General features: G+C 36.7%; 9 protein-coding genes. All 9 read right to left on the bottom strand.

What is annotated here, in order from left to right; all coding sequences use genetic code 11:
• Positions 1-2 precede the first annotated feature (2 nt).
• Positions 3-2,084 carry a hypothetical protein gene (locus G628_RS0109890; protein WP_027209043.1) on the bottom strand — a complete coding sequence of 694 codons (2,082 nt, stop codon included), beginning with the start codon at positions 2,082-2,084 and terminating at the stop codon, positions 3-5.
• A 95-nt stretch (positions 2,085-2,179) separates the two neighbouring features.
• Positions 2,180-2,389 carry a helix-turn-helix domain-containing protein gene (locus G628_RS0109885; RefSeq protein WP_027209042.1) on the bottom strand — a complete coding sequence of 70 codons (210 nt, stop codon included), beginning with the start codon at positions 2,387-2,389 and terminating at the stop codon, positions 2,180-2,182.
• A 474-nt stretch (positions 2,390-2,863) separates the two neighbouring features.
• Complete coding sequence (locus G628_RS0109880) at positions 2,864-3,643, bottom strand: GIY-YIG nuclease family protein (protein WP_196803746.1); 780 nt, start codon at positions 3,641-3,643, stop codon at positions 2,864-2,866.
• Positions 3,644-3,733: 90 nt separating this feature from the next.
• Entirely contained in the window at positions 3,734-4,522 is a 789-nt protein-coding gene (locus G628_RS17050; RefSeq protein ID WP_420354242.1) for a helix-turn-helix transcriptional regulator, read from the bottom strand.
• Positions 4,523-4,684 (bottom strand): hypothetical protein, encoded by a 162-nt coding sequence (locus G628_RS19315; protein ID WP_330365471.1) that lies wholly within the window; start codon positions 4,682-4,684, stop codon positions 4,523-4,525.
• A gap of 62 nt (positions 4,685-4,746) precedes the next feature.
• Complete coding sequence (locus tag G628_RS0109870; RefSeq protein ID WP_027209040.1) at positions 4,747-8,856, bottom strand: hypothetical protein; 4,110 nt, start codon at positions 8,854-8,856, stop codon at positions 4,747-4,749.
• 420 nt (positions 8,857-9,276) lie between these two features.
• Positions 9,277-9,486, bottom strand: a complete 210-nt coding sequence (locus G628_RS0109860) for a hypothetical protein (protein ID WP_027209039.1) — start codon at positions 9,484-9,486, stop codon at positions 9,277-9,279.
• Between the two features lie 164 nt (positions 9,487-9,650).
• The gene (locus G628_RS17045) at positions 9,651-9,944 is read right to left on the bottom strand and encodes a SpoVG family protein (RefSeq protein WP_051199133.1); all 294 of its coding nucleotides are present in this window, start codon (positions 9,942-9,944) and stop codon (positions 9,651-9,653) included.
• A 101-nt stretch (positions 9,945-10,045) separates the two neighbouring features.
• Positions 10,046-10,252, bottom strand: a 207-nt coding sequence (locus G628_RS18945; RefSeq protein WP_034500782.1) for a hypothetical protein, incomplete at its 5' end; no start/stop codon positions are given.

Below are 10,252 nucleotides of genomic sequence, written 5' to 3'. Positions count from 1 at the left end.
GATTATAATCTCCCTTCACGGATTTCACCTGATTTCACAATCAAATCATCCATGTTGTTATATGATTTTTTCAGCATCAGTCCTGAAGAAATCAAATAATCAAAAATGTCTTTCTCATTCAAATTGACGTTTGAACGAGCCACCGCTTCTGCCATCAGTTCATGATAAGATACCTCACACTCTTTGCGAACTATGGCACCTGCATTTTTAGAATTAGGCGTTACGCAGGCATAGTAAAACAATCTGCTAAATCTCCTGCAATAACTTTCCAAAAGAAAAAGATTCCAAGGGAAACCACAGTATGGAAGAGTGGCAAATGAAGAGAATTCCTTCATTCCCATTACATTCCCTATTATCATCTTATCTAAAACTGTATCAATCTTTTCTATGTCAAATGAAACCTTTCTATCTTCAACAAAAGAATCCCTATCCACTCTTACCATTGCAGAGTTAGCAGCTTCAACAACAACCGGATATCTTATTGTTCCTGTAAGATCTATCATCAGCTGATTTAATTCCTCAATAGTACATACATCTTTGGATCTACAATACTTAACTATTTCAGAAGAAATATCGTTTTTTTCACCAGCTCTCGTCACTGCTTTCCCATTTTTGGAAAAACGATCTTTTATACGATAAAAAACAAGGTCATTTAAAGCAGTTTCAGATAATTCATAATTCTCTGCTACTATGTCATCTGAAATAATCTCCTCAAACGAGGCACTTCCTTTCTCATCACACAAAGTTGCCGCTTTATTTTCTATTTCTTCTAACTGACTATCAGATATAATAAAGTTTTCAGTTCTAGTATATGTTTCAAAGGAATTCCAAACGAAGTTTTCCCCAACACTCAAAGCATATTTAATTTTGTTAAGCGGTACAAAGAGCAATAACTGACTTAATTCGTCAAAAGTTCTTAAAGTTGCCTCTGCCCAAACATAATTAATATCTCTGCATAATGCCTCTTTCTCGGTGCAACGTGATTCTCGGGTCACAAAATATCCTGCTTTATACTGATACTTTGTGTCTTCTATCATAAGAATTTCCTTCAACATTTCTTCCGAGATAATGCGTTCTTCAAATAACCAGTCTTCATTTGCCAGGAAAAGCATTTCATAATAAAAAATAGTTTCCCCTAATTCGATCTGTTGATTGATAACTTTATTAATACGAGAAATGGCATCTTTACTAATTACATAAATTTTCCCAGAATACTCCACTCCTGCATTTTTAATTAAATTTGTAAGTTCTACTACATCATCAATGCATTCTTCCCCTATATCGCTAAAAAAGTTTTTTCTAAACTTCATTAGTTCTATGGGTGAAAAATAATTAAATCCATACGGAAAATGTAACTCTAAAACTTGCTTTATTTCCTCTTGTTCAGCTATAGCATGTTCGTCAACTTCTACATCAACTACCTCCGACTTTTCTGTCAGAATAGTCCTTTCTGTATCAACCGTATTATCCTCAAGATACATCTTATAAAGAGCAATTGCCCTTTGTACTATAGCCTTATCTTCTTTATAAACAATGTTAAACGATCTATCAGCGAGCATTTTATACATTGAAGTAATAAAGCCTTTTGCATCGTCTTGTTCCCATATGGTCTTATCTATAATATTGTGGCGAACGCAAAAGCCAGAGATGCTATCCAGCGTTTCAATAATTTCTTCTGCTGAATACTTTTTTATTTCTTTATTATGTATCCAAGTAATAAATTCATTGCTTGGCATCTTTCTATCATTCATTTCGTCACCGGCCATCACATGTGCAGTCGAAAGAATATTATCAAATTCTTTTCTGTCGTCTTTATACAGCTGAACCATTTTTTCAAACATAGAAGATGTGGTAAGCGTAGGTCTATTTGGAAAAAAAGCGTGTGCAATTGGAGATAATTGCATGGTTATTCCATTAACATTTCTATAAACATCATCAATCTCCAAGCCCTTTTTTATCGCCATGTTGCGTAGTCTCAAAGATAGGTCACTTATCAACTCATTTTTATTTTCATGATTATCTTCAATTTTCCAAAATGTCTCAATCAATAATGCCGTCTCATATTGATCCCACTTGACTCTCATAGCTGCATTTACTATCGGATATTCAGCATTACATCCGAGTTAGCCTCTATACTGATCCGACGCATTACCTTTCTAAAAAATACAGGATTAGATTATCAATCACTATCTGGGCCATACTCCATTATGTCATCAATCTTGCAATCCAAGACAGCGCATATTTTACGTAAGGCCTCAGAACTAACATCTTTATCTTTCCCCATCTGAGTCATTACATAGTGACTGACACCTGCTTGCTTTTCCAAATCCTTACGATCCATATCCTTATCAAGTAAGATGTGCCACAATTTCTTATAGCTGACTGCCATAAGTATATCCTCCGCTTACTGAAAACACGCTTGTAGTTCCTATAACATGCCAGGATATATTGTATCACAAATCTTTAAAAAATCATACTTGGAATTTGATTTTTTCTAGTGCAGGCATTTTATTAAGCATATTATTATTCGCATTTTCGTTCTCCTTGGCACTCCAAATAATACGGACAAGTCAAGCAACATTGCCCACATCGTTTCTCCTGAATTCTCCATTTTCTTCGAAGCCAATATATAAATCTTCTCATCGTCTGCGTCCTCCACGATTGTTCATCTTCATAAGTTCTGCCAATACTGCAAACGGAAAAATTAAAAAACAAAGGATAATCATATGTTACCTCCAGGCTTCCGCCATACGTTTTCTTCTTACATCACCAATATACATTCCGACCTGTACGTTAAAAACGCCAGCTCACAGGTATTTAAAGGGCATTAAAAAAGTGCCGGCATTTCTACCGACAGCTCTTATTAATTTCTATTCAATCCGTACTCAGGATTTCTTGTACAAAGTTTATTCTTGTAGATACCCTCTACTCTGATTGCTTCCTTATCAGCAACATTCTTCGGAAGGATTCGAAGAATTGTAAACTGAAAGTCATAATAAGCATCCGGATATTTTCTAAGATGTTCTTTAATATCAACATCCCCTCCGTGGTGAGTTTTGTAATACTCCGTCCATCGTCCAAGGATACCATCATCGTTATAGGTTGAGCCCACATATTGCTTGTTTCTCTTTGTATCGCAGATTAGATAGATACCATTTACATTCTTCAAAGCTTCTATCCACTTGCGATATCTAATTTCTCCATCTACGATGTCTCCAAGATCCGCATAAGAAAGAATCATTTCTTCATATCCTGGGAACTCTATTTCATTACGATTTGAAATCGAAAGTACTTCTTTGTCATTGTTAGCCCACTGAAACCATGATCTTGTTGCCTGTTCCCAATCAATGACAAGCTTCTTATCCATGTCACTCATAACATCCAGCTTTTGCATTTTGTAATAAATGTGATCATCAGCAAAATGTTCAGGATATGGATAGTCCTCCGGCATTAGAGATGCTACTTCAGATCCTGCGACAGACTCAATAATTTCATACATACCAATGAACAAAGCTTCTGTCTTATTTGTTCCCATGAATGCTGCAATGTATTTGCAATTATCAAAGCAATTCTTTGACTGCGTGGACTGATATGCCTCAATCCTTCCTCGATTGTAAACATCACGTACATCCTCTTTGTTCAACGGATGCCGAACCAATTTTGTTTGCTCAATATCTACACCGTACTCTTTAAAAATAGATGATAAATGCATCTTTCACTACACCCCTAATCCTTATTTCATACTCTTCGTATATTCAGCCACATACTCCTTCAGCTGATCAACCACTTCTTCCGGGCCAACAAGTTTCACCTTCGGTCCCATACCAAATAACCATCCAAAGAAATGCTGACTGACATTTACATCCACATAGAACTCGCTGTGATTCTCATCCACAGGACGGAACGTAATATCCTTCCCAAATCTATCCAGGAACACTCCACACATACTGTTTTCAAATTGGATCTTTACCTTTTTCTTTGGCCCGCCATACATACCAAAGGTTGCCTTAGAGATGTTGGCCATGTCATATTCTTTGAACTCTTTCTGACCGGTTCGTTTCTCATCCGTGATAGAAATTCGCATCATCTTATCGACACGGTAACTCTTCACTTTGCCGTCCCAATCATCATAGGCAATCATGTAATAGTTCTCGTCTACCCAGGTAAGTCCCCAAGGGCTGAGCACAAACCATTCTCCATTACGACGAGCAACGAGCTTCTTGTTGATATCCCACTTGTAGTATTTGAACCGGATCTTCTTATTCTCGTTGATGGCTGTATAAACCTCATCCACGTTATAGAATACACTCTCATTCATTGTCTTTACACGATTATCGATGAATACCTGACGCTGCAGAGTCTTTCCCTGATGTTCACTAACAAAGCCCTTAATCTTACCAATCAGTTCTCTGGACTTTGTCTGAGTGATGAACTTTGAAGATTGGATTGCATCTACGAGAAGCTTCACCTCAGCCAATTCAAACTCACGGCTACCGACATGATAATACGTTTCACGACCGATCTACTCTTTGATAATCTCAATCCCGAACTTCTCTGTCATATCCGCAAAGTCCGCATAGATACTCTTTCGTTCAGCAGTCACATCATACTTCTCTAGCTCATCCATAATCTGTGACATGGTAAGAGCATAATCATCATCGGTTTTCTCCAGCATCACTCTCATCAGGTATGTGAATTTGAATTTCTGATTTGTTCCTCATGACATATATTTCTGCCTCCTTCAGTTCAAATATTAGGAACAATCTCTATTGTTCCCTCAATCTTATCTACATCGTAAATAAAATAACCTTCTCTCCGTTGCCACATTTGTCCCCCATCTCTTCCTAAAAAGAACTGTTTCTCCCCAACAACATCCCAAAACACACTGACTCCTCTATCCACTATATATAACTCTAGGAGATCCTTTCTAATTAGGAGTTCGCCGTGTTTATCACCAATAATTCTGGTGTCAAACGCAGCAAGCTGGCCATTATAAAAGAAAGCACCATCCACTGATTTCTGATAAAGACCAAGCGCCGAAATAATATCTCCAGTAGGGATGTAATATGATGTTGTCTCATCTTGGGAAGCATCATACTGCCCCTCCCACATATCATCAATTGTCGCAGGAATTGCTTTGACTTCGCATTCGCCAAAGTCATAATCATCTTCCAAGAACTCACTATTATACCCAGGACTCCAAGCATACTCTCTTGAAAATAATGTATAACAGTCCCTGGTAGTATTCATTCCAGAATGCTTTCTTAGATAACCCGATGTTTGCAACAACTCTATTGATACACCCTGGGAAGCATCTGCAATATGCATTGCGGATATGGCCCAAATATGTTGTTCTCCATGTGGCAACGATAAAGCAAAAGTTTCTGCTCCAGGTACTTCTTTCTTTAGTTCCTGATATAAATATATTGAAACCCATTCCACTCCATCTCGATCTTTTCGAATAAATCTATCCGGAAAGGACTGGTACATTTCATCATCACCTTGAATCCAGGCATTTATCCCTGTATCAGATGAATCAGAATCAATAAAACGCCCCTCATTCAGTATTGCTTCCTCAAATACAGGAAAAGTACTTCTATCTGGTTTTATCCTAGAATTTAATGTAGGATCAAAATCTCTTACATATGGATTCCAAGGCCCCGAATAATCTTTCCCAGTTTCATCATTCCAGTTTCCATTAGTTACTTTCAACTGATCGGATAAACGCGCTAGAATATTGTACATTGCTATCCATTCATATTTCTTTCCAATACGCTCAATCCTTTTAAGCTGGTTCCTGTCGAAATCAGCTCTCTCTGTGTCATATTGTCCAAATAGCTGGTTAGTGTATCCAAGTTCTTTAATTATGTATTCTAGTGCGTAGTAGTATACATTTTTTATATCAACGCCAACAAAATAATGTAGGGCTGATTGGAATACGTATCTTCCAAAATCTCCATACATTCCTACTCCTTTGACATCAAGATCAAACTTCATTGAATACAACAATCTCCACATGCCACTTTCATGATATTTTTCATTGTCATAGTCAACAATCTCTGCTTTGGGTATGGGTTCTGAAGAATATGGTGGCACAATTCTTTCTTTTTCAAAAAGGCCGCATCTATCCGGATTTTCATATATGAATCGTTCGATAATTAATCGAGCGTAATCTCTCAGAAGAATATCTGGATATACGCTTTCTTTGCCAAACACATCGGAATAAACAAAAACAGCAAGATGTTCAAATTCTTCCTTCAGCGTTTGTGAACGTTTCATAACCGCACCAAAAACAATTCCATATAAACGCTGAATTATATATGGATCATCTACATTTTTAAACTTCTCCAAAATAACTGAGCAAAGACTGAATCGATCCTTCAAAATTTCAATCATCGCTTTTGAAATGCGATCACGCAAAGTCCTATTAGAAGACGAAAGCATCCAAGCAAAAAGCCCCAATAATAGTTCTACGGATTTATCCGAAAGCCCACTTAACTTGTTCCCTGATTCTATGTAATATGCCAAGCTAATTATTCTGTCATTTTCTGTCAATTCATTTATAGCTATAGTCCATAAGTAATCACGCTTACTCAACGAATATCTATTTAATAACTCAAAAAGACCATCCGCATTTAAAATTGAGTTTTCTTTTGTTGCACACTCAATAAAAATTGACCATACGGCACCTCTCTCAATACCATATTTATTTATTAATTCGATAATCTGCGTCAATGAATATTGCGGATTTCTCCAAGTAAACGTTTTTAAATAATCATCAATTATCCTATCTCTATCCCACTCATCTTCTATAGCATCGATTATATCTATGCATTCCTCATTGTTTTTGATAGCATACAAAGAACAGACCATGGCAAAGATAGATTCATTTCCATAATCGGTAACATTCCCATTAGAATCAATTTTAAACAACTCATTTAGGCAATAATCTTTAAGGCATTCTATCGAGACATGTCTTTCAACAATTCTAGAAGCGCGGATATAGTCTTCAAGTAAGTTATACCCAATATAGTAGTGCTCCTCTCCATCTCTTACATAAGATGTCAATACTCCAGCGCGTTCAATTGCGTTAATATAAGCCACTTTATCAGCCACACCATACAACCGCCAGATTTCCATTCCCAGCAATTTTCTCTTAGTAGTTGACCCCTTCCCAGATATGTCTACATATTCGAACAGTAAATCTTTTAATAGTCGATATGGTTCCTTGTGATTAGCAGCTCTAGATGCCTCTTTATCAGCCTGTTCCAAAACGGTTGTAATCAGAGATATCAATCCATGCTCTTCACCTGTATATGTCTGACAAAACCATGTAAGAAACAACGGGTTACACATCTCCTGCTGAAGATAAAACTCCGGGGAAGCAGGAACACCATAATTTGACAAAAACTCAAAAATTGGTTCTGGGGAATCATCCTCCAAACCAATATGTTTAATAGATGCTATTCTCCCTGCTTTTAAATCATCCTGAACTTTGTCACTGTACAGAATCTGTTCAAATCCACTGCGTAGCGACACAACCAGACGGAGGTTATTATACTGCCCAATAATCGTTATAAGGCGATTTAACCCCTCTACCCAAATGTCCTTGTCTCGAGATTCGTTAATAGCATCAATAAAAATAATTGCATGCTCATTTCGTTCATAAGCAATCTCATCCATTACACCCAATAAAGCATCAAATGATTCATTAGCATCGATCTTCACCAGCCCATTCATCATCTGCATTTCAACCGGTTCATCGGATGTAAATGTTTGGCCAAGCATCAGTAAAGCATTTTTCCCTTCACTCAACTCACTCTTTGCTGATATTGCTAATAACTGAGATTTTCCTGTCCCCATCTCTCCCGTAACAAGCAAGGTCTGACTACAAAGCAAACTCTTTTCGAACCTGGTTATTGTCAATTGTTCGATGCTTTTTAAAATGACCTTAACGACATACAGTTCACTCCTCAACTCATTAAATCGATCTGAACCAGGAGTTTCTTTGGCTATAGCTCCTTCAATTACAGCTATTGATTCTGTCAACGCCGTTAGCTCTTCTTTGTTTGAGTCTTCTAATAATTCTTTCCACTTAAATACATCTGAAACTGATCCAATTTGCACATCGGGTAAATTCTCAATCTCATTAATAAGATTATTAATTATTCCTTTATAGTTCCCATCACAACGCCATTTAATGTCTTTTAGCGCTTCTATTACGTCCGCTTTTTTTCTATTTAGTAATGAAATACCTTCTTCATTATTTAGAAAAAGTGACATCTTCCTTTTGGCATCCGTATCAATGTTAAATTTGTCATTATACCTACGTCCCAAATTATCTAATGCCATTTTTAGATTTAGCTCAAACCAACTTTTTTCAAGTTTATCTATGCCAAAATAGCAAGCAAGTATAGACGGAAACTCCAACGCACCGTACAAGATGCTTTGCCCAGTAATTGGAACTAAATCTATGCCTGCATCCATTAATGCTTTTTCAATGTCGATGTATGATTTTGTGGTAGTTGTTACATCCTTATTACAGTAAAGATAGATTTTATCAAGTGTTCCACCATAATGTTCTATCGCTGTTTTCATGGATGCTTTAATCTGGTCATATCCTATATTGCCATCGAAATATTTTGCCTGAAAACTAATCATTTCATTACCATCCTGAGAATGCACCGGCGCAACTTCAACTCCAGGATGATTTGGATCAGAATGAACTACCTCACATATATCTGCATATTTTCTGCAAAATAAAGAGCGGCAAAGATTTTCAAAAGCTGTTCTTTTATCTGGATTTATGTCATCAAAATGACTCCAAGTCAATTTGTATTGATTAGCAGAAATCATTTATAAGCCCCCTTCGAGATTACGGTATTTTTATTTTCCTATTTTATCTGCGCAAATTCTACAAAGAAATAATTTCATTGGCATTATATCGTACATGATTGGATCAAACTTCTTTGTTTCACAAATTAGCAAAAAATGCATGGGTGCGCATCAAAAAAACATGAAGTCCTGCGGAACATTTTCAAAAAAATATGGGCATCTGCCCAAATAACGTAAGCGCAATCTTATAAAATATCTTCATTACGTTGAATGCGCCGTCACTGATAAATGTTGTGCCAAACTTAAAAAGAACCAATCGCGTCCACTTTCATTTTGGCCCCAAAAAGATATTGAATACTAATAAAATCACAAGGGGCTGATTAATTTCACAGCCCCTTTATTAAAAGATACTACAGAGTTGGGCGAATATCGTAAAACAAATTAACCAAGATTATTATTGGTAGATCTATCAGGATTAGAAACAGGTGTATCAACACCATTTATATTCCTTATATGATAATTTTCATATTTGCCACTTTTAATCGAATTAACAAATTGAATACGACTCATATTGCTACCCGTATAGTTATCATGAAATGTCATATTTCTACCAGTTGAAGACTCACTTGTAACTGATATTCTTTTACTCATAAATACCCCCTCCTTTCTTTCAGATGAGATAATAAATACGACACCCGCCCAACTATATATAGTTGCCTGAACATTTGTTCTATACAATATATGATAAATCAAAAGAAGATACATGTCAAACCAAATATAATATTTGACTATGATAAGCTCAATCTTTTAATCCCTTACCACTCAAGCTCAGCCACTTCCCCCGACTCATAACTTTCCTTAATCTTCGAAAAAAGCTCTTCACGAAACTCCTTAGTAACAGGAAAAGCGATATCCTTAAAAATCGGATTTCCTTCTTCATCAACAGTCTTAGTCTTGAAACTTGGCATCGATACAAAGGTACCACCCTTCTTGCTTTCTACGATTGAGATATTTCTTACTGCGAAGCAATCTCCAAAAGTTACTGTACAAAGACCTCTTACATTGTTTGAACTTGCTTCAAGCTTATTTGCTTTAATGCTTACTTTCATTACTTTAATCCTCCTGATAATTTTTCTTCTTTTCATCCTGCCGGCGCTGAGGGTCGTTGTGGCAAGCAGTGCGTTTGTCCGACAAACGCGTTTTGCGGCTCTTACAACACAGACTCAGTCCGTGAGTTTCGGGTACGTTTATCACGACCCTCTTTTTCATTTTTGCTTTGATCCTGGCGATACAACATTTCCAAATTGCGCTTTGCAATCAGGTACTCATGGATATCTTTATTGATCCCCGCATACTCCCTAAACTCTTTTTTCTTCTCTTCAAGAATGTGGCCATACTCATCACGAAGCTTACGCAT

It is taken from the genome of Butyrivibrio hungatei NK4A153, from assembly GCF_000424465.1.
Taxonomy (GTDB): domain Bacteria; phylum Bacillota; class Clostridia; order Lachnospirales; family Lachnospiraceae; genus Butyrivibrio; species Butyrivibrio hungatei_A.
Note: the sequence above shows the minus strand (reverse complement) of the source record. Positions and strands in the feature narration are given on the sequence as shown.

Coding starts and splice junctions, on each gene's coding strand:
- G628_RS0109890 (WP_027209043.1), bottom strand. CDS start 2,084: ATGAGAGTCAAGTGGGATCAATATGAGACGGCATTATTGATTGAGACA.
- G628_RS0109870 (WP_027209040.1), bottom strand. CDS start 8,856: ATGATTTCTGCTAATCAATACAAATTGACTTGGAGTCATTTTGATGAC.
- G628_RS19315 (WP_330365471.1), bottom strand. CDS start 4,684: ATGAGAGTGATGCTGGAGAAAACCGATGATGATTATGCTCTTACCATG.
- G628_RS0109860 (WP_027209039.1), bottom strand. CDS start 9,486: ATGAGTAAAAGAATATCAGTTACAAGTGAGTCTTCAACTGGTAGAAAT.
- G628_RS0109885 (WP_027209042.1), bottom strand. CDS start 2,389: ATGGCAGTCAGCTATAAGAAATTGTGGCACATCTTACTTGATAAGGAT.
- G628_RS17045 (WP_051199133.1), bottom strand. CDS start 9,944: ATGAAAGTAAGCATTAAAGCAAATAAGCTTGAAGCAAGTTCAAACAAT.